The organism is Gordonia iterans (genome assembly GCF_002993285.1).
Lineage (GTDB): Bacteria > Actinomycetota > Actinomycetes > Mycobacteriales > Mycobacteriaceae > Gordonia > Gordonia iterans.
Map to the genome: position 1 here is coordinate 622,389 of NZ_CP027433.1, position 22,872 is coordinate 645,260.

The following is a 22,872-nucleotide window of genomic DNA, read 5'->3' on the forward strand; positions in this document are numbered from 1 at the left end:
TCGGGTGGGCCGGGCCTGCCCGGTTCTTGTTCACATCGTGACGTCCCGGGCAGTCGGCGTGATCCGTTCCACGATGGTCCGGGTGTCGAGTCCGGGCGGCAGAGTTCCGAACACATCACCGCGGTCACCGGCCAGGCGAGTCGCCGTGTAGGCGTCGGCGACGGACGGCGCTCCGAAGCGCACCAGCAGCGAACCCTGGAGCACGAGCGCCATCGCGCCGACTGTGCGGCGTGCGGCGAACTGGAGAGCGTGCAGGTCCGGGGGATCGGTGCGGGTAAGAGTCTGTTCCAGCTCCGCGACCGCGGCATCGAGGTGGCGATCGGTGCCCGCCGCGGATCTGACCTCGTCGAGGAACAGGCCGATGCTCTCCGGCTGCCGAGCCATCGCGCGCAGCACGTCGAGAGCGGCGACGTTGCCGGAGCCTTCCCAGATCGACATCAGCGGGGCTTCGCGGTACATGCGAGGCATTCGTGAATCTTCGATGTATCCATTGCCGCCTAGACACTCGAGTGCTTCGGCGGCATGGATCGGGCCACGCTTGCAGACGTGGTACTTGGTGACCGCCAGGGCGATCCGGCGCAGCATCGCGGCCGGCTGATCGCCCGCGGCGGCTCGATCGGTGAGTTCGGCCAGCCACAACGCCGCAGTGGTGGCCGCCTCCGCCTCGACGGCGAGGTCGGCGAGCACGTTGCGCATGAGCGGCTGGTCGATCAGGCGTGCTCCGAACGCGCGCCGATGTGCCGCGTGGTGTGCGGCCTGCGCGGCACCGGAACGCATCGCCGTCGCGCTGCCGATCACGCAGTCGAGTCGGGTCAGGTTCACCATCTCGACGATGGTCTTCACGCCGCGACCCTCGTCGCCGACTCGCCACGCCACGGTGTCGTCGTATTCGACTTCGCTACTGGCATTGGAGCGGTTTCCCAGCTTGTCCTTCAGGCGTTGCAGGGCGAACGCGTTCCTCGTCCCGTCGGGCAGGACGCGGGGCACCAGGAAGCAGGTCAGACCGTCCGGCGCCTGCGCGAGAGTGAGGAAGAGGTCGCACATCGGCGCCGAGGTGAACCACTTGTGTCCGGTGATCCGGTACGACCCGTCCGGTCGCGGCACCGCGGAGGTGGTGTTGGTCCGCACATCGGAGCCGCCCTGCTTCTCGGTCATCGACATCCCGGCGAGGAGGCCGTGCTTGGTCAGCGGCGCCTGCAGGCCGGGCTGGTACTGGCGGGCGCAGAGCAGGGGCTCGTACAGCGCCGCGAGGTCCGGGGCGGCCCGCAGGGCGGGCACCGCGGCGTAGGTCATTGAGATCGGGCAGCCGTGGCCGGCGTCCACGTGGCCCCACACGCTGAACTTCGCGGCCCGGACCAGGTGCGCGCTGCGCCGTGGGTCTGCCCACGGCGCAGCGTGCAGGCCGGCATGGACTGCGTGCTCCATCAGGCGGTGATAGGCGGGGTCGTAGACCACCTCGTCGATGCGGTTGCCGAAGCGATCGTGCGTCTTGAGCACGGGAGGGTGGGCTTCGGCGAGGTCGCCGAGCTCGATCGCTTCGGCAGTCCCGGCGAAGGCCCCGAGGGCGCGGATCTCCTCGACCGCCGCAGGGGCCAGGTTCGCCCGCCGGAGGGCATCGCTGATCGACGGCGTGTCCGCCGTGTTGGCGCCGGTGAGCTCCGGTACTTGGTTGGTCACCTGATGCGTGGGCACTGCCGAAGCTCCTGTCGCGGTGGGAAATGGTCGGCGCTGCGGCCCGATCGGTGCTCGGGAAACAGCTCGATCGTCGCGGATCCGCCGTGCGACCGATCATTACATTCTCAGTTCACGCGATGCAAGGGTGTAACAATGCTGGCCGTGTAACCTCACCACCGATGGAAGAGTCGCTCGTCCCCCCGGTCTCCGCGCGGTCAGCGGTGCTGAGTCTTCTGCTCGGTGCGAACCCGCCGAGTCTCTCCGGACGCGAGATCGTGGCGGCGATGGGGCTGTTCGGCGTGGCGGAATCGACGACCCGCGTGGCGCTCACCCGGATGGTGTCCGGCGGAGACCTGACTCGCAGCGACGGGGTCTACACGCTCTCCGGACGTCTCGCGCAGCGACAGCGCGACGTGGAGCCTCCCCACCGCATCGAGCCCTGGAACGGACAGTGGGAGATGGCCGTCGTGACCGCGAGCGGCCGCAGTGCCGGAGACCGCGTGGCTTTCCGGAACGTGATGCGACGTCTGCGCGTCGTCGAACTCCGGGAGGGAGTCTGGACCCGTCCGGCGAACCTGCATCGCCGGTGGCCGGACGAGATACGCGGAGTGGTCACGTGTTTCGAGGCCGTCCCGCAGGCGGACTCCGCCGAATTGGTCGAGCGGCTGTGGGACCTCGAAGCGTGGTCCGAGCGGGGCCGGCGGTACCTGGAGGTCCTCGGTGCGGTCGAGGACGAGCCGTCCAGATTCCGGGCCATGGTCGCCGCGGTGCACCACCTTCAGACCGACCCGATGCTTCCCGAGCAGTTCCACCCGGCCGGATGGCCGGCCGCCGAACTCGCCGCGGTGTACGCGGACTATCGTGATTGGCTCGCCCAGATTCGGGAACCCGGGTAGTCGGTGCGGCTGCTGCTTCGAGCCGGCGGTCAGCGCATGGTGTCGGCGAGCTGGGGGAGGGACTGGTCGACGAACTCGTCGTCGCCTCCGCCGTCGCTGGAGGCGATCAGCGTCAGCAGGGTGGCTTCGGGGCGGCAGCAGAACCGCGCGGGCGCGTACGGCGAGGTGCCCAGCCCGGCGCTCACATGCAGCATCATCGTCGAACCCCAGTGGGACGGGCCCTTGACCCGCGACCGGTCCAGGTGGCAGTTGGTCACCACCGCGCCGTAGCCCGGGAGGCAGAGTTGCCCGCCGTGGGTGTGGCCGGCCAGCACCAGGTCGTAGCCGTCGTCGGCGAACCGATCCAGCACGCGCGGCTCCGGTGAATGCGTCAGACCGAGGCGCAACTGCGCCAACGGATTCGGGCGTCCGGCGACGGTCTCGTAACGGTCGCGTCCGATGTGCGGATCGTCGACGCCGGCCGCTGCGACGCGGACGTCGGCCACCTCGAGCTCACGTACGGTGTGTGTGGCGTCGAGCCAGCCGCGCTCGGAGAACGCCGCCCGCAGATCCTGCCACGGCAAGGGTTCGCCGTGCGTGCGCCGATGGTCCTTCTTGAAGTACTTGAAAGGGTTCTTGGGCTTGGGTCCGAAGTAGTCGTTGGAACCGAACACGAACAGCCCCGGCCTCGACAGCAGGCCGCCGAGGGCCTGTACGACGGCCGGCACCGCCGCCGGGTGCGCGAGGTTGTCGCCGGTGTTCACCACCAGGTCGGGCTCCAGCCGATCCAGCTCGCCGATCCACGACTGCTTGAGGAACTGGCGCGGCATCATGTGGATGTCGCTCAGATGCAGCACCCGCAGGGACGACGACCCCGGCTCCAGGACGGGGAGCGTGACGTGGCGCAGCGCGAAGGCGTTGCGCTCGATCACCGTGGAGTACAGCAGGCCGGCCGCGGCGGCGCCGGCCGCGCCCGCGGCGAGATGGGCGGCCTTCAGTTTCGGCTCGGAGGGGGAGACCATGGGAACCAGGATACGTCCTCGGCGGACGTCGGACGACGTCCCGCGCACGCTCGCCCGTTAGGTGCTCAGCCTTCGGGCACCTCGATCACCACCGGGCCGACACCGGGCACGGTGACCGTCTTGGACACCGTCTCCGTCGACCCTTGGCTCTTGCCGTTGCTCACGTACAGGGCGATCACGGTGCCCGGCATGGCGCTGTCGGACGGCGCGGTGAACACCACGGTGCCCTTCGGCTTGCTGGAGTCGACCTCGAGCTCGTTGACCCGGAAACCGGCCTCCTGGAGGCGGGAGACGGCCTGACTGACCGGCAGCCCGGCCACATTCGGGATCCGTCCCCGGCTGCTGCCGTTCACGAACTGAGGATCGTTGGCGGGCAACCGCACCGGCCCGAACTTCTCGGCGATCGGCAGCATCGACCGGAACCACGTGCGCGCGGGCTCCATGCCGCCGTAGAGGTCGCCGTCGTAGCACTGCCGCAGAGGCGAACTGCAGATCCCGGAAGTCTGCCGACCGTCGTTGTAGATGTACGACGCGGCCGACAGCTGGTTGGTGAAACCGAGGAAGGCGGCCGATCGGTGCGCCTCGGTGGTGCCGGTCTTGCCGGACATCGGCAGGTCCCAGCCTGCCGAACGCGCGGCCGCGGCGGCGGTGCCCGCGCCGTGGGTGTCCTGGCTCATCGCATGCGACAGCGCTCCCGCCAGCCCGCGTTCGATCACCTGCTCGCACTTGGGCGGGTTGAACGGGACGCTCACCATCACCGGTTTGCCGTCGGGATCCATCACCGCGTTGCCGAACCGATCGCGCTTGGCCTGCTCGATGGAGACGACCGGGCTGGGCGGGCACCACACTCCGCCGGAGGCGATGGTGGCGCCCACGTTCGAGAGCTCGAGAGCGTTCACCGGGAACGGGCCCAGGGTGAACGAGCCGAAGTTGCCCTTCTTGATGTAGTCGGCCAGGCTCTGGTCGCTGACGCCGGACGAGCCCGGCACGGTGTACGAGCGCAAGCCCAGCCGGACGGCCATGTCGACCGACGGTTTGACGCCGGTCTGCTGCAGCATCTGCACAAAGGTCGTGTTCGGCGATTGGGCGAGCGCCTGCGTGAGGGTCAGGCTCGGCGGATACGGCCCGGCGTTGCGGACGCAGTAGGCGTTGGGCGGGCAGCCGAATGCGCCGTTGCTGTTGCCCATCCCGTACACGGCGACGCTGGACGGCACCGGAAGGACGGTGTTGGTACCCATGCCCTTCTCCATGGCCGCCGCCGTCGTGAAGATCTTGAACACCGAGCCCGCGCCGTCTCCGACGAGCGAGAAGGGTTGCGGCTGCACGGTCTCGTTGCGTGCCTGATTCAGGCCGTAGTCGCGACTGGAGACCATCGCGATGACGTCGTGCGACTCGGTCCCGGGCCGCACGATGCTGATCACGTTGGCCAGACCGGTGACGTTCGGGGACGCCTGCGACTGGGCGGCGCGCAAGGCGTTCGCCTGCGCCTCGGGGTTCAGCGTGGTCCGGATGGTGTAACCGCCGCGGGCCACCGTGGACCGGGTGATGCCGTTCTCGGCCAGGTACTGCAGAACGTAGTCGCAGAAGAAGCCGTTGTTGCCGGCCGAGATGCAGCCCTGCTTGGGCGTCCGCGGTGTGGGCAGCACGCCCAGGGGCGTGTTCTTGGCCTCGCGGATCTCGGCCGCCCGTTGCGGGAAGTTCTCGATCATGGTGTCGAGCACCGTGTTACGACGTGCCGTGGTCGCCGCGGGATCGGTGTACGGATTGAGTGCGGAGCTCGACTGCACCATCCCGGCGAGCATCGCCGACTCCTGGAGGTTCAGCTCCTTGGCTGGCTTGCCGAAATAGGTCTGCGCCGCGGCCTCGATGCCGTAGGCGTTGTTGCCGAACGGGACCATGTTGAGGTAGCGGGTGACGATCTGCTTCTTGACGTCCTGCTTCGCGGTCGCCTCGTCGACGCCGTCCTCGCGCATGGTCTGCTCGGTGAGCGTCTTCTCCAGGGTCATCGCCATGCGAGCCTCGCGGAGCTTGCGAGCGGGCGTCGATTCGACGGCGGCTTCCCGTTCGGCTTCGGTGCGCGCGAGGACCAGGAGCAGGTAGTTCTTGACGTACTGCTGGTCGAGCGTGGATCCGCCGCCCTGGATCTCGCCCGCGGACTGGTTCTTCAGCGCGGCGCGGATCGTCCCGCGCCAGTCCACGCCGTCGTGCTCGAGGAAGCGCCGGTCCTCGATGGAGATGATCGCCGCGATCATGTCCTGCGAGATGTCGTTGTAGCCGACCTGCGTGCGGTACTGGTCGTAGAGCAGTGCGATCGGGGCGCCGTTGACGTCGGTGACGGTGGTGACTTCGGGCACGGTGCCGTTCAGCAACTCGGACGACGTGTTCTCCATCGTCGCGGCGGCGCGGTTCGACAGCATGGCCGCGCCGGCCGCGAACGGGAACATGAGCCCGGCGACCAGAACGCCCGCGAGCACGAGCGCGAGCGCCAGGGCCGGGAGTTTCGAGGAGTTCCGCACGTGGCCAGGATACGTGTCCGGTCCGCGTGATCGCCGGATCGGGCGGACTCGGGGAGTCCGGGCGCCGTCTCGCTCGACTTGTCACAACTGTGACTTGCGTTATCAGGCCGGACCTCAATAGATTGGCAAACGTGAGTTGTCTAACACGTCATTGGCGGTGTGAGGCACATCACGAGATGGATCTTATGCACGGCTCCGACCGGCGGAGCCGCTGTCGATGGGTTGTGAAAGGCGGAGTACCGCAATGACTTTGGCCCCCCTGTCCAGTGGAGATACCGAAGCCCGTCTCGCTTGGGTCGCGCAGGCGCGCTGTCGCGGGGGCAACCCCGACGATCTGTTCGTCCGCGGCGCCGCACAGCGCAAAGCTGCCACCATCTGCCGGCACTGCCCCGTTCAGCTCGAATGCGGCGCCGACGCACTCGACAACCGCGTCGAGTTCGGAGTCTGGGGAGGGATGACCGAGCGTCAGCGTCGTGCGCTCCTCCGTCAGCACCCGGAAGTCACCTCGTGGGCGGACTTCTTCGAGGCGCAGCGCCGCCGGCAGCGCATGGCCGCAGTCGGCATCCCCCAGTAGCAGTTCCCGCGCACGACTTCCGTATGCCCCGCCGCCGTCGGCAGCCGACCTGCGGCGCACCGACCGGGGCCGGACGGGTAGCGTCTGCCGCATGATCGAGCAGCCCCCGCCGCGGCCGAACGCGGTCGGCGCCGCGCTCACGCGGCCAGACTCGCTCCGCAACGCCGTCTGGCTCATGTACCTGGGCGCGGTGCTGCAGGTGGCCTTCGGGGTCGCCTTCTTCATGATCGTCGGCGGACTGGGCGACGATGACGCGGTACGCGCCGAGTTCGCGCGCCGCGCCGGCGACGACGCGCAAGCTCTGGTCGACAACGCGGTCACCGCCTGGCGGATCGGTATCGGGGCCGGAACCCTGCTGCTGACCGCGCTGTGGCTGCTGTTGGCCTGGGCCAACGGGCAGGGTCGCGCCTGGGGACGTGTCGCCGCGACCCTGACGGGAATCGCCGCCATAGCCCTGTCGGTCTTCGTTCTTCTCAACGGCTTCAACGCCGTCGTTCTCATCACGCTGCTGCTCGCCGTGACGATTCTGTACTTTCTCTACCGGCCCGACGCGACGGAGTTCTACGACGCCGTCGCGGCGAGGCACACCGGAACGGGGCCGCCGGTCGCCTGACGCTCGGGCCCCGACCGCAGGCCGGGTTCAGCCGGGCTGGGTGATCTGGTCGGCCACGGCGCGCAGCGCAGCCGCATCCGCCACCTCGAAGGGCAGCGCCGGTACATGCACGGTGGCGACGCTCGGATTGGCGGAGGTGAAGCGTTCCATCAGGTGCGCCTCGCGGCGAGCCGTCTTCGCACGGTCGACGTGGACCGCGAGGACTCCGCGGGTGAGGTCGTCGGACACGTGTTCCAGCGCGGTCTCCGCCGACGGGATGGAGATCGACGTGAGATCGGGATGCGTCCGGTTGACGATCAGGCCGCACAGCGGCATCGAGTCGTGGGCCAGACGGTTGACGAAGAAGCTGGCCTCGCGCAGGGCATCCGGCTCGGGCGCGGCGACGACGACGAAGTTGGTGCCCGGCCGTTTGAGCATCGCGTACGTCCGGTCGGCTCGTTCGGAGAAGCCGCCGAACATCGAGTCCAGCGACTGAACGAAGGTGGCGACGTCGCGCAGAATGTCTGCGCCGATGATGGTCGCGATGCCTCGCATGGCCATGCTCATCGCCCCGGTCAGGACTCGGCCGACGCCGCGACCGCCGCCGATCAGCATCTTCATCAGGCGGCCGGACAGGAACGAGCCGAGCCGTTGCGGCGCGTCCAGGAAGTCCAGGGCGTTCCGTGACGGCGGGGTGTCGACGACGATCAGGTCCCACCGGTTCTGATCCAGCAGGCGCCCGAGCTTCTCCATCGCCATGTACTCCTGCGTGCCGGAGAACGACGACGCCACCGTCTGATAGAAGGCGTTGTTCATGATCGCCTCGGCGCGCTCGGGCGTGGAATGCTCGATCACCATGTCGTCGAAGGTCCGGCGCATGTCGAGCATCATCGCGTCGAGCGTGCCGCTCTCATGCCCCTCGAGCGGGGTGATCGGTACCGGCTGCGGCTCGTTGGTCAGCTCGCTCATCCCCAGCGACTGGGCCAGCCGGCGCGCCGGGTCGATGGTCAGCACGGCGACGGTGCGTCCGCGTTCGGCGGCGTAGAGAGCCATCGCGGCGGCGGTGGTCGTCTTGCCGACGCCGCCCGATCCGCAGCAGATCACCACGCGGGTGGCGGGGTCGAGCAGCGTCGCCCCCATCTTCAGCACGCTCATCAGACGCCGGCCTCCTTCATTGTGCGGGCGAGTTGGTAGAGCGCTCCGAGATCGACGCTGTCGTCGATCTCCGGGAGGTCGATCCGGGGCACGTGGACCTCGTCCAGATCGGCCTGCGCCACCTGCTGCGCCTGCAGGCGGACCGCGTAGTCGACGGTTTCGGCCACCAGGCCGGCCAGATCGTCGTCGGACACCTGGAGTCCGGCCTCGGTCAGTGCCCGGCGGACGGCGTCGGCGTCGACGTGCCCCTCGGCGATCGCGTCGAGGTGGTCGTCGGGCAGATACTGCGGGCGCACCCGGTTCACGAAGATCGCGCCCATGTGCAGGTCTTTCGCGGTGAGTTCGTCGACGGCCTCGATGGTCTCCTGGATCGGCATGGCCTCCAGGAGCGTGCACAGGTGGACCGCGGTCTCCGGCGAGTGCAGCAGGCGCACCACACCCTCGCTCTGACTGCGGATGGGGCCGGTCTTGGCCAGGTCGCGCATGGCGGAGGTGACGTCCAGGAAGTTGCCGATACGGCCGGTCGGCGGCGAATCGACGACGATCACGTCGTAGAGAAGCTCGCCCGACTTGTCGGTGGCGATCACGCGCTCCTTGATCTTGCCGGTGATCACCACGTCCCGGAGGCCGGGGGCGACCGTGGTGACGAAGTCGATCGCGCCGACCTTCTTGATCGCCCGCCCGGCGAAGCCGAGGTTGTAGAACATGTCCAGGTACTCCAGCAGCGCGTGCTCGATGTCGATGGCGAGCGCCCAGACACCGCCGTCGCCTTCGGCCGCGGCGACCTGATGATCCGTCGGCGGCAGCGGCGGGACGTCGAAGAGCTGAGCGATACCCTGTCGCCCCTCGACCTCGACCAGGAGTACCTTTTTGCCCTCGCTCGCGAAGGCGATCGCCAGCGCCGCGGCGACGGTGGTCTTGCCGGTGCCGCCCTTGCCGGACACGAAGTGGAGCCGAGCCGAACGCGCATGCGCGGGCCAACCGTCTCCTTGCTGGGTCAACGCGTCAGTCGTCACGGGCTTCACCTTATCCACCGGCCTGTCCGGCGTGAGAATCAACCGATAAGGTTGGCATCATGAGTGAACTCACCACCTGGGAATACGCGACCATTCCGCTGCTGACGCACGCGACCAAGGACATTCTGGACACCTGGGGCTCGGACGGTTGGGAACTGGTCAGCGTTCTCCCCGGGCCCACCGGCGAGCAGCACGTCGCTTACCTCAAGCGGCCCACCAACTGATCATGACCGGAATCGACAACACCGGGTCCGGCCGCCCCTGGAGCGCGCGGCTCGCCGAACTCGGCGTCACGCTGCCGGCCGTCGTCGCACCGGTCGGCAGCTACACCCCGGCGCTGCAGGCCGGCGGATTCGTCTACACCTCGGGACAGCTGCCCGTGGTCGACGGCGAACTGACGTTGCGCGGCAAGGTGTCCGAGGGCGCCGAAGGCATCGTGACGCCGGCCCAGGCGCAGGCCGCGGCCCGGCAGTGTGCGCTGAACGCTCTTGCGGCCGTGCACGATCTGGTCGGCATCGACGCGGTCGAGCGCGTGGTGAAGGTGGTCGGCTTCGTCGCCTCGGCACCCGGGTTCACCGGCCAGCCCGGCGTCCTCAACGGCGCCTCCGACCTGATCGGCGAGATCTTCGGCGGAGCCGGCGTGCATGTGCGGTCCGCGGTCGGCGTGGCCGAACTGCCGCTCGGCGCGCCCGTCGAGGTGGAGCTGATCGTGCAGCTCACGGCCGGAGACCGCTGAGCCATGGCCGGGGACCCGAGCGCGCACCCCGCCTACGGGCGGGTGCGGCCGGTCACCGAGTTCGCCTCGGTGCTGCTGCGCGACAATCCCGGACTGATGGAGCTGGACGGGACCAACACGTGGATCCTCCGCGCCCCGGACAGTCCCACCGCGGTGGTGGTCGATCCCGGACCGCCGCGGTCCAAGCGCCACGTGCGCGCGGTGGCCGAGGCCGCGGGTGAGGTGGAGCTGACGCTCATCACCCACCGGCATTTCGACCACACCGGCGCCATCAAGCGCATGCGCAAGGACACCGGTTCCGTGCACCGCGCGTACGCCGAGCAGTTCAGCCACGGTGGACCACGACTCACCGACCGCGAGGTGATCGAGGCGGCCGGTCTGCGCATCACCGCGCTGCACACCCCCGGACACACCGCCGACTCGATGAGCTTCCTGGTGGAGTGGGAGGACCAGCGGGCCGTGCTCACCGGAGACACCATCCTGGGGCACGGCACCACGGTGCTCGATCCGGCGGACGGTAGTCTCGGCGACTATTTCAACTCGCTGAACAGGCTGATCGTCGACGCCGCCGACGCGACGCTGCTGCCCGGACACGGCCGCGACCATCCGCGGCTGGAGCCGATCGCCCGGCACTACAAGGCGCACCGCGAGGGACGTCTCGACCAGATCCGGCAGGCACTGGACGACCTGAAACTGACTGCGCACGAGGCCAAGCCGATGAAGGTGGTCCGCAGGGTCTACTCCGACGTCGATCGCAAGCTCTGGCCGGCCGCGCGGATGAGCGTCAAGACCCAGTTGGAGTACCTGCGCGCGCTGTGACGGAAACCCGTCGAGGACCGATCCGGCGAGCGGGGGTGGACCTCGATCGTCTCGCCGGATCGATCAGCGGGGTCAGCGCGCCCGGCGGGCCAGACGCTCCGAATCGGCGATCAGCACGCTCTTGCCTTCCAGGCGCAGCCAACCGCGCTGGGCGAAGTCGGCGAGGGCCTTGTTCACGGTCTCTCGAGAGGCGCCCACCAACTGGGCGATCTCTTCCTGAGTCAGATCGTGGGTCACGCGGAGGGCGCCGCCCTCCTGGGTGCCGAAGCGCTGAGCGAGCTGCAGGAGCTGCTTGGCGACGCGGCCCGGCACATCGGTGAAGATCAGGTCGGCGAGGTTGTTGTTGGTTCGGCGCAGCCGGCGGGCGAGCACCCGCAGCAGCTGCTCGGCGATCTCCGGACGGTCCTTGATCCACTTGCGCAGCGCGTCGCGGTCCATGGTCGCGGCCCGGACCTCGGTGACGGTGGTGGCCGACGACGTACGCGGACCCGGGTCGAAGATGGAGAGCTCGCCGAACATGTCCGACGGTCCCATGATGGTCAGCAGGTTCTCCCGGCCGTCCGGCGAGCGCCGGCCGAGCTTCACCTTGCCGGAGAGGATGATGTAGAGGCGATCGCCCGGTTCGCCCTCGTGGAAGATCACGTGGCCGCGAGGGTACTCGACCTCGGTCAGTTCGGAGGCCAGCGCCGCAACCGCGGCAGGCTCGACCCCCTGGAAGATGCCCGCCCGGGCAAGAATGTCGTCCACCAAAGAACCTTTCTCGTTCTCGTCGCCGCAAACGCGCGCGTGATCCACGCTACTCGAAGAGAAAGTGTAAATGTTGGGAGTGTCACGCGTGCGCGTGACCGGGCTATTCGGTCTCAGTACCGCAGACCGCGCCGCTACGAGGCCCGGTCTGCCTGCTCGTCGTCGTACTTCTCGCTGCGCCGGTTGCGGAGCTCGTCCAGCGCTGCCGGCAGTCCGGACTTGGCGAGGTTGCTGACGTCCGTGTCGTCGGCGGCCTCCAGGAACTCGTCGACCTGCTCGCCGCCGACCGACAGCCGGTCCAGGCGGGTCTGCACCTTCTCCATGGCGAGGGCGAACGCCATCAGCACGAACGGGAAGACGATCACGAGCAGACCTTGCATGGCTCCCAGTAAACACAGCACCCGCCGGGTGGCGAAACCGAGCGGGCCGTCGTCACCGACTTGTGACCATGTCGCTGCGACGGGAACCGGACTCCGGCGCATCGGTAACCTGGATCGTTGTGAAGCAAGGGCAGTCCGGTCACGGCCAGCGGGCCCCACGGGAACAGACGCACCTGGGGCTGGTCCGTCGTGCACGCCGGATGAATCGGGCGCTGCAGGCGGAGTTCCCCGAGGTCTACTGCGAACTCGACTTCACCACGCCGCTGGAGCTGTCGGTCGCCACGATCCTGTCCGCGCAGTGCACGGACGTCCGGGTCAATCAGGTCACGCCCGCGCTGTTCGCCAAATACCGCACCGCCCACGACTACGCGAGCGCCGACCGGACCGAGCTGGAGGAGATGATCCGCAGCACGGGCTTCTACCGGAACAAGGCCAACTCGATCATCGGCCTCGGTCAGGCGCTGGTGGAAAGGTACGACGGCGAGGTGCCCCGCAGGCTCGAAGACCTGGTGACGCTGCCGGGCTTCGGTCGCAAGACGGCGAACGTGGTGCTCGGCAATGCCTTCGGGGTGCCTGGCCTCACGGTCGACACGCACTTCGGCCGTCTGGTGCGCCGCTGGGGATGGACCCGGGAGGAGGACCCGGTCAGAGTGGAGCGGGCCGTGGCCGACCTCTTTCCGCGGCGCGAGTACACCGACCTGTCGCACCGGATCATCTTCCACGGCCGACGGATCTGTCACTCGCGGCGCCCAGCATGCGGAGTGTGCACGCTGGCGCGCGACTGCCCGTCGTACGGCCTCGGCCCCACCGACGTGGCCGAGGCGGCCGCACTGGTGAAGGGGCCGGAGACCGAGCATCTGCTGGCCCTGGCCGGGGTCGAGTCGTGAAGAAGGTCCTGTCCTCGCCGTCGGCCAAGGCGATGATCGCGTTCGTGATCGTGATGGCGGCGCTCATCTTCGCGCTGTGGCCCCGGGGCGGCGGCGCGCCCGAGACTGGCGACTCCGCGGCCACGTCGTCGGCGCGGGGCGTGACCGACGAGGATGTTCCCGCGAGCATGCTCGCGCAGGCCCGCGCGGACGCGGCGCTGGTCCCGTGCCCGCAGAGCTCGGCGCCGGTGCCCGGCGGAGCCGCGCTGCGCGGGGTGTCCGCGCTGTGCCTCGCCGACGGCCGGCCGATCGATCTCGGTGCGGCGACCGCGGGCCGACCCGTGGTGGTCAACATGTGGGCGGTGTGGTGTCTGCCCTGCCGTCGCGAACTGCCGTTGTTCGACGAACTGCACTCGCGGGCCGGCGACCGGGTCGACGTGCTCGCCGTGCACGCGCGCGACGGCGGCAACAAGCCGTACGCGATTCTTCAGTTCCTGAAGGAAGTCGGCGTCCACCTGCCGACGGTGGCCGACACCGACGGCTCGGTCGCCGCCGCGCTGAAAGCGCCGCGGGTGTACCCGTCGACCATCCTGATCCGCGCCGACGGCACTGTGGCCGCCGTCCTGCCACGGGTCTTCAACTCGTACGACGACCTGGCCGGCGTGGTGCACAAGGAACTGGGAGTGGATGTCTCGTGAAACGTGAACCGGTCCCGGTCGGCGCGCTGGTCGACCGCTGCGAGATCCCGCCGTGGCTCCGGGCGGTCACCGACGATCCGGGTGCGGTGAACGAGGCCGTGCTCCGCCGGGGCGGGGACCGTGCCCGGTGGGCTGCCGCCTTCCGGGCCCAGCGCGCCGCTGCGGTGCTGGTGCTTTTCGGCGGCGCGTTCGACGCGGCGCCGGACCATCCGGGCGGTCTGCCTGCAGACGCCGACATCCTGCTCACCGAACGCGCCGCGGGGATGCGGACGCACGGCGGGCAGATCGCGTTTCCCGGCGGGAGCCGTGACCCGGGCGACGACTATCCGGTGGGGACCGCCATGCGTGAGGCGCGAGAGGAGACCGGTCTGCGCGGCGACGGTGTGCGGCTGCTCGCGAACCTGCCGGCGTTCCCGGTGCCGTCGGGTTTCGAGGTGACACCGGTGATCGGCCACGAGCCGGTGCCCAGTGCGGTCGGCGTGGTCGACGAGGGCGAGACGGCCCGCGTGGTCCGGGTGAATCTGCGGGAGCTGCTGGAGCCGGGCAACCGGTTCCAGGTCCGTCGTGCCGTCTCCGGCATCACCGCGTACAAGGGACCCGCGTTCCTGTACGACGGGATGCTGGTGTGGGGCTTCACCGGCGGTCTGCTGGCCGCGATCAGCCAGACCGCGGGCTGGGACGTGCCGTGGGACACCGACGACGTGCGCCCGCTGGAGCAGATGATCGCCGAGACCGGCGGTCGGCAGGTCTCCGGGTTTCCGGCTGACGAGGCCGGGCGCGGATGAGCGGTTCGGTCTGGGTCGACGTCCTGATTCTGGCCGTCGCCGTGCTGGCGGCGGCCAGCGGTTACCGGCAGGGGGCGGCGGCGTCGGCGATGGCGTTCATCGGCGTCGTGATCGGCGTGGTCGCCGGGATCCTGCTGGTGCCGCACGTGGTGAAGCAGATCGACGATCCGCGCCTGCGCGTGCTGGTCGCGCTGCTGCTGCTGGTCGCGCTGGTGGTGATCGGCGAGGTCTCGGGCATGGTCGTGGGGCGCGCGGCGCGCAGCGGCCTGCATTCGTTGAGGCTGCGCCGTGTGGACAGCTGGATCGGTTCGGGGTTTCAGTTCGTCGCCATCCTGATCGCCGCCTGGCTGCTCGCGATCCCGATCCGCGGCGCCTCCCAGCCCAAGCTCGCCGAGGCCGTGGACGGCTCGCGGGTGATCGGGGCGGTCGACCGGGTGGCGCCGCAATGGATGCGCGACCTGCCCGGCGACTTCACCGCCTTGCTCGACAGTTCGGGCCTGAAGCAGGTGATCAGCCCGTTCGGTGAGGCGCAGGTGGCGCAGGTCGACCCGCCCGACCGGCAGCTCGACACCGCCGCGGTGGTGAACCGGGTCCGCCCGAGCGTGCTGAAGATCTACGCGCAGGCGCCGAATTGTGGGCAGTCGCTGGAGGGTTCGGGGTTCGTCTTCGCCCCCGAACGCGTGATGACCAACGCCCACGTGGTGGCCGGCGCGAACGAGGTGTCGATCCAGACGCCGAACGGAACGCGGTACGACTCCACCGTCGTCTGGTACAACTCGCGCAGCGACGTCGCGGTGCTCGACGTTCCCGGGCTGCGTGCGCGTCCGCTGGAGTTCGCGACCGGTGCGGCGCAGACCGGCGACGACGCGATCATCCTCGGTTATCCCGGCGACGGACCGTTCACGGTGACGCCCGCCCGGATCCGGAACACGGTCAATCTGGTGGGCCCGGACATCTATCAGAGCCCGGAGAAGGTGCGGCGTCAGGTGTACACGGTGCGCGGCACGGTGCGGTCGGGCAATTCAGGAGGGCCGATGATCGACCCCGACGGCAAGGTGCTCGGCGTGGTCTTCGGCGCCTCCGAAGACGTCGCCGACGACACCGGCTTCGTGCTCACCGCCCGGCAGGTCGAGAGCGACGTCGCCGCATCCGAGCAGCGGACCCGGCGGGTCAGCACGTCCAACTGCGTGGCCCGCTGAACCGTCCCGGCTGCGCCGGCCCGATCTGACCGGCGGGGCCGAGCCGGGCGTCCGCGGTGCGGCACGCCGCGTTCAGCGTTCGAGCAGTTCCAGGAGTGCGGCGTTGACCTGGTCGGGGCGCTCTTCGTGGACGAAGTGACCTGCGCCGTCGATCGCGCGGTAGACGTACTCCGAGGCCCAGTGGCCGCTGGCCGCGGTCACCGACTCGAGGATGTACTCGTCGTCGCGGCCGCGCAGCGCGAGCACCGGGATGTGCAGCCGCTTGTTCATCAGGTCCATGAAGCGGCGACCGTCGCTGCGGAACTGGGAGCGGAACGCCCACCGGCGGTACTCCAGGCTGCAGTGGGCGACGCCGGGGATCTGGATCGCGAGCCGATTGAGCGTGACCGCATCGGCGTAGTCGGCGGTCTGCCGCCATAGCGCGCCGGCGCGCTCGCGGAAGTACTCCTCGATGTAGGCGCCGTCGCCGCGGGTCAGCCGACGCTCGCCGAGCCGGGGGAGCTGGTTGTGCACGAACGGCCCCAGGAACGCGCCGCGCTCAGCACGGTCGGTGAACATCGATTGGCGCAGCGCGCGCGGATGGGGCGAGGCCAGCACGGCGATCCGGTCGACCGACCGCGGATGCAGGGTGGCGGCGGCCCAGCACACCAGGCCGCCGTCGGCGTGCCCGATCAGCGAAGCCTGGGAGTGGCCGAGTGCCCGGACCAGCGCATCGGTGTCGCCGGCCAGCGTCCAGCCGTCATAGCCGCGCGGCGGCTTGTCCGAGTCGCCGTACCCCCGCAGGTCGACGGCCACCGCGCGATAGCCCGCGTCGGTCAGCGCGCCGAGCTGGTGGCGCCAACTCCACCAGAACTCGCCGAACCCGTGGAGTAGGAGCACCAGCGGTCGATCGGCGACCGAACCGGCGACCGTCTCGACCGCGTGAAATCGCAGTCCGTTCGCGCGGACGTCGAAATGATGCCACGGTCCGTCGAGCCGGATCTGAGTGGCATCGGGCGGACCGGACAGGGTAGCCATGGGCGCCGGAACACCGAGCGAACGGGCCGGGCGGCCCGTCAGCTCCGGTTCGGGTCGTACGCGGGCGGGATCTGCGGGTGCGCGTAACCGCCGGCCGGGGGGCCGGCATCGCCCTGGCCCGGAACCACGGACTTCAGTTCTTGAACCGATTCGATGGTCTTCTCCGGCTTCCGCAACCGCTTGAACAGCAGGTAGCCGACCAGGACGCCGACGATCGCCACGGTCAGCAGGAGCAGGAAGACGATCAGGAAGGCGAGCCACGTCGACAGCCAGATGTCGAGCAGAAAGCCGAGGAAGACGAAGAAGAACAGGCTCGCGTAGAGCAGCAGGACACCGGAAACGATGATCAGCCCGGTGCCTGCGCCGGCCTTCTTCGCCTCGCCGACCAGCTCGGTCTTGGCCAGCTGCAGCTCGGCGCGGAACAGGGTCGAGGCGCTCGCGGTGGCCTCTTTGACCAGATTGCCGAACGTGGGCTGGCCGTCGCGTCCGAGGTTCGCATCGGACATCGGGATCGACGGCACCTGCGGAGGGTTCTGGGGGCCGCTGGGCCAGGTGTCCTGATTGCCGCTCACGAATTCTCCTTGCGTCGGGTATTGGGCTTCATGTTGCCATGCTCACGGCCCCGAGCGTAGCGAGGGCCGTGGGCGAGAACGCACGGTTCGTCGCAACGGGTCAGGCCCGCTTGGCGCGGATCGCCTCGAAAACCGACGGGTCCACCAGGGTGGAGGTGTCGCCGAGCTCGCGACCCTCGGCGACGTCCTTGAGCAGGCGGCGCATGATCTTGCCCGAACGCGTCTTCGGCAGTTCCGGCACGACGTTGATCTCTCGCGGTTTGGCGATCGGCGAGATGTCGGCCGCCACCTGGTTGCGCATCTCGGTGATCAGCGCGTCCCCGCTGTCCTGGGCACCCTCCATCAGGATCACGAAGGCGACGATGCCCTGACCCGTGGTCTCGTCGGCGGCACCGATCACTGCCGCCTCGGCGACGGCCGGGTGGGCGACCAGCGCCGATTCCACCTCGGCGGTCGAGATCCGGTGACCGGACACGTTCATCACGTCGTCGACGCGGCCGAGCACCCACAGGGCGTGGTCGTCGTCGTACCGAGCGCCGTCGCCGGCGAAGTACCAGCCCTGCTCGGCGAAGCGGGACCAGTAGGTCTCGGTGAAGCGCTCCGGGTCGCCCCAGATGCCGCGCAGCATGCCCGGCCACGGACGGTCGAGCACCAGATAGCCCTGCTCGCCGGCACCGACGGAGCGGCCTTCGTCGTCGACGATGTTCGCACTGATGCCCGGCAGTGGCTTCATCGCCGAACCCGGCTTGCACGCGGTGACGCCGGGCAGCGGCGCGATCATGATGGCGCCGGTCTCGGTCTGCCACCAGGTGTCGACGATCGGGCAGCGGCCGCCGCCGATCACCTCGTGGTACCAGCGCCAGGCCTCCGGGTTGATCGGCTCGCCGACGCTGCCGAGCAGCCGCAGCGACGTCAGGTCGTGGACGTCGGGGATCGCCCGGCCCCACTTCATGAAGGTCCGGATCAGGGTGGGTGCGGTGTAGTAGACGGTGACGCCGTACTTCTCGATGATGTTGAAGTGGCGGTGCTCGTCCGGCGAGTTCGGGGTGCCCTCGTAGATCACCTCCGTGGCGCCGTTGGACAGCGGGCCGTACACGATGTACGAGTGCCCGGTGACCCAGCCGATGTCGGCGGTGCACCAGAAGACGTCGCGGCCCTCCTTGTGGTCGAAGACGTTGTGGAAGGTGTAGGAGGCCTGGGTCAGGTAGCCGCCGGAGGTGTGGACGATGCCCTTGGGCTTGCCGGTGGTGCCGGAGGTGTAGAGGAGGAACAGGGGGTGCTCGGACTCGAAGAACTCGGGCTCGTGGACCGGCGACGACTCGCTGACGGTGTCCTCCCACCAGACGTCGCGGCCGTCGACCCACGGCAGATTCTCGTCGTGGTTGGTGCGCCGGACGACGATGACCTTCTCCACCGACGGCGCGGCGTCGTCGCCGCTGCCGAGGGCCTCGTCGACCTGAGTCTTGAGCTCGGCCGGCCGGCCGCGGCGGAACTGGCCGTCGGTGGTGATGACCACCTTGGCCTCGGCATCGTCGACGCGCGAGCGCAGGGCGGCCGATGAGAAACCGGCGAAGACCACCGAATGCGTCAGCCCGAGACGTGCGCAGGCGAGCATCGCGATGATGGCCTCCGGGACCATCGGCATGTAGATGGCGACGCGGTCTCCGGCCTGCAGGCCGATCGCGCTGAAGTAGTTGGCGGCCCGGCTGACCTCGTCCTTGAGCTGACTGTAGGTGAGGTCGCGGGTGTCCCCGGGCTCGCCGACCCAGTGAATCGCCACCCGATCGCCCTTGCCCGCGGCGACGTGCCGGTCGACGCAGTTGACGGCCACGTTCAGCTTGCCGTCGGCGAACCACTTCGCGAACGGCGCGTCCGACCAGTCGAGGACACTGGTGAACGGCGTCTGCCAGTCGAGGCGCCGTGCCTGTTCTGCCCAGAACTCGTCGGGGTCGGCATCGGCGCGCTGGTACATGGCCTCGTTGGCGTTGGCCTGTGCGACGAACTCCGGTGACGGGGGGTAGACCTGGTCGGTGGTCGACATGATGGGCTGCCTTTCGGTGATGCGAATGGACCGTCTGCGCGGTGATGTACTTGTGCGGACTCGGTGATGCAGCGTGCTGCGATCGCTGATTGTGAGCGTAGTCACCCAGCGCCGGGAGCATAATCCCGTCTAGGTTGCGGGTGCGATGCGCGCGACGAGCGGTCGGTCCGGCGCGTTCGGTGGCCGACGGCCGCCCGCTACTGTGAACGGGTGACTTCAGATCCGCTGGCGCCCCTGCTCGACCTGCCCGGTGTGGCGGCCGCCGCAGACGGGGCCGGCGAGGCGCTGGCCGCCGTGCACCGGCACCCGGTGAATCTTCGGGGGTGGGACAAGACGTCGCGCGAGTCGTCGTGGCGGGGCGGCCGCAGTTCGGCGGCGATGGAGGGCGCGACGACGGAGCTGAATCGCGAGCACGACTTCGACGACCCGGTGATGTCCGGGGCCATCCGCGTCGCGCAGGCGCTCGATCCGGACTCGCTCGACCGTGAGGTCGCGGTGTTCCGGCGGGCGCCGATGCAGTCGCTGGCTCGGCTGCACGCGCTGGCTGCCGCCGAACTGGTGCCCGAAGACCGGCTCGGGCGCCCCCGGGACGAGCCGCACATCGCGCAGCGTCTGGACTTCCTGGGGCAGCTGGTCACCGGTGCCACTGCGGTGCCCGCCGCGGTCCTGGCGGCGGTGGTCCACGGCGAGTTGCTGGTGCTCGCGCCTTTCCAGGAGGCCAATGCGGTGGTGGCGCGGGGCGCCTCGCGCCTGGTGTCGGCGGCGACCGGCCTCGACCCGCACCTGCTCGGTGTGCCCGAGGTGACCTGGCTGCGCCGGCTGGGCGACTATCGGGAGGACTCCGCGCGTTTCGGCACCGGTGATCCCCAGGCGCTGGCGGACTGGATCGTGCTGTGCTGCGAGGCGATGGCGGCAGGCGCGGCCGAAGCCGCGTCGATCGCCGACGCCGCGAGGTAGGGGCATAACCTTCGCCGACCGAGCGGAGTCGAGCCTGTCGTTGGTCGAGCGGGGTCGGGTCGGTGTTCGCTGGTCGAGCGGGGTTGGGCCGGTGTTCGCTGGTCGAGCGGAGTCGGGCCGGTGTTCGCTGGTCGAGCGGAGTCGGCCGGTGTTCGCTGGTCGAGCGGAGTCGAGACCACCGCACAGTATTGCGGGCGGCGCCCGAACCGGTGAACCGGTTGCAGGTGCCGCCCGCGAGCACGGACTCAAGTTACCAAGCGTGCAAGGTGGGTTGTGGGTATCGCCTCGGCGAGGGAAGGAGGCTCCGGACCTCGTCGCGGATCCTCGATGTCGCAGGCGCACAACGCTTCTGCCAATGCGGCGCGCTCCGCGTGGGTGCTTGCCGCCCGTGCTGGGAACTACCTTCCGGGGGTCCGGACCTTCTCTTCCGGTCCGGACTTTGCCTTCGGGGTTCCGTGCCTATTTTCTATCACGTGACGCGGATCACAGCAAGTGTTCGTCGCCATTTCAGGCGGCTGCGTGCCGGCCTCCGGAGGGGGGCCCGTCGCCACGGTGGTGACGCAATGCGGAGAGTCCAGCGGCGACGGCGACGGCGGCCACGACGCCCACTCCGGCAGCCGCGGCGGCGGTCCAGCCCCGGGTGGCCGGGTCCGACCAGTCGACCAGCGGGGCCGGGTTGGGGAAGTCGAGAATCTCCCAGTCGAGCTGGGTCGCGTACGCGCGGAGTGCCTTGTCGGGATTCACCACCGCGCGATGTCCGGCGGCTTCGAGCATGGGGATGTCGGTGCTGGAGTCGGAGTAGGCGTAGCACTCGGCCAGGTCGTAGCCGTGGGCCTCGGCGAGCTCGCGCATGGCGATCGCCTTCTGGTCGCCGTAGCAGTAGAACTCGATCTCGCCGGAATATCGGCCGTCGACCACTGTCATCACGGTGGCCCGCACCGTGTCCGCACCCAGCAACTCGCCGATCGGCTCCACCATCTCGATTCCGGACGCTGAGATCAAGATGATGTCCCGGCCGGCGGCCTTGTGTTCGGCGATCAATGCGGCGGCTTCGGCGAAGATCACCGGGCGCACCACGTCGTCGAGCGTCTCGGAGACGATCGACCGGACCGTGGCTGCTTCCCAGCCGGCGCACATCTCGGTGACATGTCGGCGCATCTTCTCGACTTGGTCCGTGTGGTCGGAGGTCAGCAGGAACTGCAGCTGCGCAATCGCCGAGCGGAGCATTCCGCGTTTGGTGAGCAAGCCGCCGTCGTAGAACTGCCTGGTGAAAGCGAGCGCGCTGGACCGCGCGATGACCGTTTTGTCCAGATCGAAAAACGCGGCTGAGCGGGTGGGTGGGGTCTGTGCCACACATCTGACACTACGGTCTCGCAGACAGCGCCGAAGGTGGATCGGGGCAAACGCGGATCCGTCCTCCGATCGGGTTGCTTGGAGTGTTCCGGCGCGTGTACTTTGGCAGGTGTCCGGCTTCGGCCGGTGCTTTCAACCCGACCCCCCGGGGTTGAAAGTAGATGACCCCGGCCTCCTCCCCCCTGGCCGGGGTCATCCGTCATTTTCGGGCCGTCGACGGCTCTGTGTTATCGGGTCCGCGCGGTGCCGCGAAGCGCTACAGTCCCGGATCAGGCCGCGTTCGACGGCCGAGGAGCGGTGGGGACATGATGATGCGCAGACTCTTGACCGGCAGCGTGGCGGCGCTGCTGGTGGTGCTCGGACTCTTGTCGGCCTCGCCGGCCGGCGCGGAGCCGTCGTCGAGACTGCCGGAGAATTACAACTTCTTCGGCGGGATCCCCTACGAGCTGGCGCATCCGGGCGGTTCGCTGCCCGGATCCAACGACTGGTCGTGCCAGCCGTCCCCGGAGCATCCTCGTCCGGTGATCTTGGTGCACGGCACCGGGGGCGCACGCACCACCAACTGGGGTTCGTACGTGCCGATGCTTCGCAACCGCGGCTATTGCGTCTACGCCCTGACCTACGGTGCGTTGCCGGGGCTGCCGTGGCCGTTCACCGCAGTCGGCGGCATGGACCGGCAGGAGGTCAGCGCCCGCCAACTCGCCCGATTCGTCGACCGCGTCCGGCGATCGACCGGCGCCGAGACCGTCGACCTCGTCGGTCACTCGCAGGGCACCTACATGCCCGCGTACTACCTGAAGCATCTGGGCGGCGCAGACAAGGTGACCAAATACGTCTCGCTCGCTCCGCTCTGGCGCGGCACCGCGTCGTTCGGTCCGTCGATGAACGTCCTCGGCGAGGCACTCGGCGCGACGCCGTTTCCGATGTGCATCGGTTGCGGCGCCATGCTTCCCGGCAGCCCGATGAACAAGAAGATCTGGGCCGGCGGGACTCCGTACGTCAAGGGCGTCGATTACACCAACATCAGCACTCGGTACGACGAAGCGGTGATCCCCTACACCGCGGGGCAAGTGCCCGGACGGCCCGGCGAGAACGTCACCAACATCGTGTTGCAGGACGACTGCGCGCTGGACTACAGCGACCACATGGCCATCGCCGGATCGCGGCGGGCGGCCTACACGGTGCTGAACGCCCTCGATCCGGAGAACCCCGTGAAGGTGCCCTGTGAGCTGGTGCCGCCGTTCACGGGCTGAGCAGATGAGGCCCACGGGGGGAAGC

Annotated in this window: 23 protein-coding genes; 12 read left to right on the forward strand and 11 right to left on the reverse strand. The window is 69.2% G+C overall.

The window, feature by feature from the left end; translation table 11 throughout:
* Positions 1-30: 30 nt before the first annotated feature.
* Positions 31-1,692, reverse strand: a complete 1,662-nt coding sequence (locus tag C6V83_RS02820; protein WP_105941112.1) for an acyl-CoA dehydrogenase family protein — start codon at positions 1,690-1,692, stop codon at positions 31-33.
* Positions 1,693-1,853: 161 nt separating this feature from the next.
* On the opposite strand from C6V83_RS02820, the gene C6V83_RS02825 reads away from it, so the two are divergent.
* Positions 1,854-2,570, forward strand: a complete 717-nt coding sequence (locus C6V83_RS02825) for a PaaX family transcriptional regulator C-terminal domain-containing protein (protein WP_105941113.1) — start codon at positions 1,854-1,856, stop codon at positions 2,568-2,570.
* Positions 2,571-2,599: 29 nt separating this feature from the next.
* Here C6V83_RS02825 and C6V83_RS02830 read toward each other — a convergent pair whose 3' ends face one another.
* Both C6V83_RS02830 and C6V83_RS02835 read right to left on the reverse strand, forming a co-directional pair.
* Positions 2,600-3,571: a metallophosphoesterase gene (locus tag C6V83_RS02830; RefSeq protein WP_105941114.1), complete on the reverse strand. Its 972-nt coding sequence runs from the start codon at positions 3,569-3,571 to the stop codon at positions 2,600-2,602.
* A gap of 65 nt (positions 3,572-3,636) precedes the next feature.
* A complete protein-coding gene (locus tag C6V83_RS02835; RefSeq protein WP_105941115.1) occupies positions 3,637-6,087 on the reverse strand; it encodes a penicillin-binding protein in 2,451 nt (816 codons plus the stop codon).
* Between the two features lie 244 nt (positions 6,088-6,331).
* Between C6V83_RS02835 and C6V83_RS02840 the strand changes: the two genes are divergently transcribed.
* Positions 6,332-6,661 (forward strand): WhiB family transcriptional regulator, encoded by a 330-nt coding sequence (locus C6V83_RS02840; RefSeq protein ID WP_105941116.1) that lies wholly within the window; start codon positions 6,332-6,334, stop codon positions 6,659-6,661.
* A 91-nt stretch (positions 6,662-6,752) separates the two neighbouring features.
* Positions 6,753-7,274 carry a hypothetical protein gene (locus C6V83_RS02845; protein ID WP_105941117.1) on the forward strand — a complete coding sequence of 174 codons (522 nt, stop codon included), beginning with the start codon at positions 6,753-6,755 and terminating at the stop codon, positions 7,272-7,274.
* A 27-nt stretch (positions 7,275-7,301) separates the two neighbouring features.
* Here C6V83_RS02845 and C6V83_RS02850 read toward each other — a convergent pair whose 3' ends face one another.
* Complete coding sequence (locus tag C6V83_RS02850; protein WP_407646230.1) at positions 7,302-8,408, reverse strand: ArsA family ATPase; 1,107 nt, start codon at positions 8,406-8,408, stop codon at positions 7,302-7,304.
* Complete coding sequence (locus C6V83_RS02855; protein WP_407646231.1) at positions 8,408-9,433, reverse strand: ArsA family ATPase; 1,026 nt, start codon at positions 9,431-9,433, stop codon at positions 8,408-8,410. The genes C6V83_RS02850 and C6V83_RS02855 overlap by 1 nt, the downstream gene beginning before the upstream one ends.
* Before the next feature lie 50 nt (positions 9,434-9,483).
* On the opposite strand from C6V83_RS02855, the gene C6V83_RS02860 reads away from it, so the two are divergent.
* The 3 genes from C6V83_RS02860 to C6V83_RS02870 are packed head-to-tail and all read left to right on the forward strand — an operon-like array spanning position 9,484 to position 10,979.
* Complete coding sequence (locus C6V83_RS02860; RefSeq protein ID WP_105941118.1) at positions 9,484-9,648, forward strand: hypothetical protein; 165 nt, start codon at positions 9,484-9,486, stop codon at positions 9,646-9,648.
* Between the two features lie 2 nt (positions 9,649-9,650).
* Positions 9,651-10,160 carry a RidA family protein gene (locus C6V83_RS02865; RefSeq protein WP_105941119.1) on the forward strand — a complete coding sequence of 170 codons (510 nt, stop codon included), beginning with the start codon at positions 9,651-9,653 and terminating at the stop codon, positions 10,158-10,160.
* A 3-nt stretch (positions 10,161-10,163) separates the two neighbouring features.
* Positions 10,164-10,979 (forward strand): MBL fold metallo-hydrolase, encoded by an 816-nt coding sequence (locus tag C6V83_RS02870; protein WP_105941120.1) that lies wholly within the window; start codon positions 10,164-10,166, stop codon positions 10,977-10,979.
* Positions 10,980-11,051: 72 nt separating this feature from the next.
* Here C6V83_RS02870 and C6V83_RS02875 read toward each other — a convergent pair whose 3' ends face one another.
* On the reverse strand, positions 11,052-11,726 hold the full coding sequence (locus C6V83_RS02875; protein ID WP_105941121.1) for a Crp/Fnr family transcriptional regulator: 675 nt from the start codon (positions 11,724-11,726) through the stop codon (positions 11,052-11,054).
* 134 nt (positions 11,727-11,860) lie between these two features.
* Complete coding sequence (locus C6V83_RS02880) at positions 11,861-12,106, reverse strand: hypothetical protein (protein WP_199832578.1); 246 nt, start codon at positions 12,104-12,106, stop codon at positions 11,861-11,863.
* A 200-nt stretch (positions 12,107-12,306) separates the two neighbouring features.
* Here C6V83_RS02880 and nth point away from each other — a divergent pair, with 200 nt between their 5' ends.
* Genes nth through C6V83_RS02900 form a run of 4 tightly spaced genes read left to right on the forward strand, consistent with a single transcriptional unit; the run spans position 12,307 to position 15,654 of the window.
* The gene (nth, locus tag C6V83_RS02885; protein ID WP_234353940.1) at positions 12,307-12,993 is read left to right on the forward strand and encodes an endonuclease III; all 687 of its coding nucleotides are present in this window, start codon (positions 12,307-12,309) and stop codon (positions 12,991-12,993) included.
* Positions 12,990-13,670 (forward strand): TlpA disulfide reductase family protein, encoded by a 681-nt coding sequence (locus C6V83_RS02890; protein ID WP_234353834.1) that lies wholly within the window; start codon positions 12,990-12,992, stop codon positions 13,668-13,670. Before nth ends, C6V83_RS02890 begins: the two co-directional genes overlap by 4 nt.
* Positions 13,667-14,455 (forward strand): NUDIX hydrolase, encoded by a 789-nt coding sequence (locus tag C6V83_RS02895; protein ID WP_105941123.1) that lies wholly within the window; start codon positions 13,667-13,669, stop codon positions 14,453-14,455. The genes C6V83_RS02890 and C6V83_RS02895 overlap by 4 nt, the downstream gene beginning before the upstream one ends.
* On the forward strand, positions 14,452-15,654 hold the full coding sequence (locus tag C6V83_RS02900; protein WP_105941124.1) for a MarP family serine protease: 1,203 nt from the start codon (positions 14,452-14,454) through the stop codon (positions 15,652-15,654). The genes C6V83_RS02895 and C6V83_RS02900 overlap by 4 nt, the downstream gene beginning before the upstream one ends.
* A gap of 72 nt (positions 15,655-15,726) precedes the next feature.
* Here the strand turns inward: C6V83_RS02900 and C6V83_RS02905 are convergent, their stop codons facing one another.
* The 3 genes from C6V83_RS02905 to acs all read right to left on the reverse strand — a co-directional run bounded on the left by C6V83_RS02905 (position 15,727) and on the right by acs (position 19,284).
* Positions 15,727-16,671, reverse strand: a complete 945-nt coding sequence (locus C6V83_RS02905; RefSeq protein WP_407646232.1) for an alpha/beta fold hydrolase — start codon at positions 16,669-16,671, stop codon at positions 15,727-15,729.
* Between the two features lie 38 nt (positions 16,672-16,709).
* The gene (locus C6V83_RS02910; protein ID WP_234353835.1) at positions 16,710-17,243 is read right to left on the reverse strand and encodes a phage holin family protein; all 534 of its coding nucleotides are present in this window, start codon (positions 17,241-17,243) and stop codon (positions 16,710-16,712) included.
* Positions 17,244-17,343: 100 nt separating this feature from the next.
* A complete protein-coding gene (gene acs / locus C6V83_RS02915; protein WP_105941125.1) occupies positions 17,344-19,284 on the reverse strand; it encodes an acetate--CoA ligase in 1,941 nt (646 codons plus the stop codon).
* Positions 19,285-19,494: 210 nt separating this feature from the next.
* Here acs and C6V83_RS02920 point away from each other — a divergent pair, with 210 nt between their 5' ends.
* Positions 19,495-20,241: an oxidoreductase gene (locus C6V83_RS02920; RefSeq protein WP_105941126.1), complete on the forward strand. Its 747-nt coding sequence runs from the start codon at positions 19,495-19,497 to the stop codon at positions 20,239-20,241.
* A gap of 507 nt (positions 20,242-20,748) precedes the next feature.
* Here the strand turns inward: C6V83_RS02920 and C6V83_RS02925 are convergent.
* A complete protein-coding gene (locus tag C6V83_RS02925) occupies positions 20,749-21,594 on the reverse strand; it encodes an HAD family hydrolase (RefSeq protein ID WP_105941127.1) in 846 nt (281 codons plus the stop codon).
* A gap of 311 nt (positions 21,595-21,905) precedes the next feature.
* Between C6V83_RS02925 and C6V83_RS02930 the strand changes: the two genes are divergently transcribed.
* Positions 21,906-22,847: an esterase/lipase family protein gene (locus C6V83_RS02930; protein WP_105943674.1), complete on the forward strand. Its 942-nt coding sequence runs from the start codon at positions 21,906-21,908 to the stop codon at positions 22,845-22,847.
* The last annotated feature ends 25 nt before the right edge of the window (positions 22,848-22,872 follow it).

Excerpts from the sequence above, each read along its gene's own strand:
- C6V83_RS02860 (WP_105941118.1), top strand. The coding sequence starts at position 9,484 with ATGAGTGAACTCACCACCTGGGAATACGCGACCATTCCGCTGCTGACG.
- C6V83_RS02850 (WP_407646230.1), bottom strand. The coding sequence starts at position 8,408 with ATGAGCGTGCTGAAGATGGGGGCGACGCTGCTCGACCCCGCCACCCGC.
- C6V83_RS02825 (WP_105941113.1), top strand. The coding sequence starts at position 1,854 with ATGGAAGAGTCGCTCGTCCCCCCGGTCTCCGCGCGGTCAGCGGTGCTG.
- acs (WP_105941125.1), bottom strand. The coding sequence starts at position 19,284 with ATGTCGACCACCGACCAGGTCTACCCCCCGTCACCGGAGTTCGTCGCA.
- C6V83_RS02845 (WP_105941117.1), top strand. The coding sequence starts at position 6,753 with ATGATCGAGCAGCCCCCGCCGCGGCCGAACGCGGTCGGCGCCGCGCTC.
- C6V83_RS02870 (WP_105941120.1), top strand. The coding sequence starts at position 10,164 with ATGGCCGGGGACCCGAGCGCGCACCCCGCCTACGGGCGGGTGCGGCCG.
- C6V83_RS02865 (WP_105941119.1), top strand. The coding sequence starts at position 9,651 with ATGACCGGAATCGACAACACCGGGTCCGGCCGCCCCTGGAGCGCGCGG.
- C6V83_RS02840 (WP_105941116.1), top strand. The coding sequence starts at position 6,332 with ATGACTTTGGCCCCCCTGTCCAGTGGAGATACCGAAGCCCGTCTCGCT.
- C6V83_RS02880 (WP_199832578.1), bottom strand. The coding sequence starts at position 12,106 with ATGCAAGGTCTGCTCGTGATCGTCTTCCCGTTCGTGCTGATGGCGTTC.
- C6V83_RS02900 (WP_105941124.1), top strand. The coding sequence starts at position 14,452 with ATGAGCGGTTCGGTCTGGGTCGACGTCCTGATTCTGGCCGTCGCCGTG.
- C6V83_RS02930 (WP_105943674.1), top strand. The coding sequence starts at position 21,906 with ATGCGCAGACTCTTGACCGGCAGCGTGGCGGCGCTGCTGGTGGTGCTC.
- C6V83_RS02830 (WP_105941114.1), bottom strand. The coding sequence starts at position 3,571 with ATGGTCTCCCCCTCCGAGCCGAAACTGAAGGCCGCCCATCTCGCCGCG.
- C6V83_RS02905 (WP_407646232.1), bottom strand. The coding sequence starts at position 16,671 with ATGGCTACCCTGTCCGGTCCGCCCGATGCCACTCAGATCCGGCTCGAC.
- nth (WP_234353940.1), top strand. The coding sequence starts at position 12,307 with ATGAATCGGGCGCTGCAGGCGGAGTTCCCCGAGGTCTACTGCGAACTC.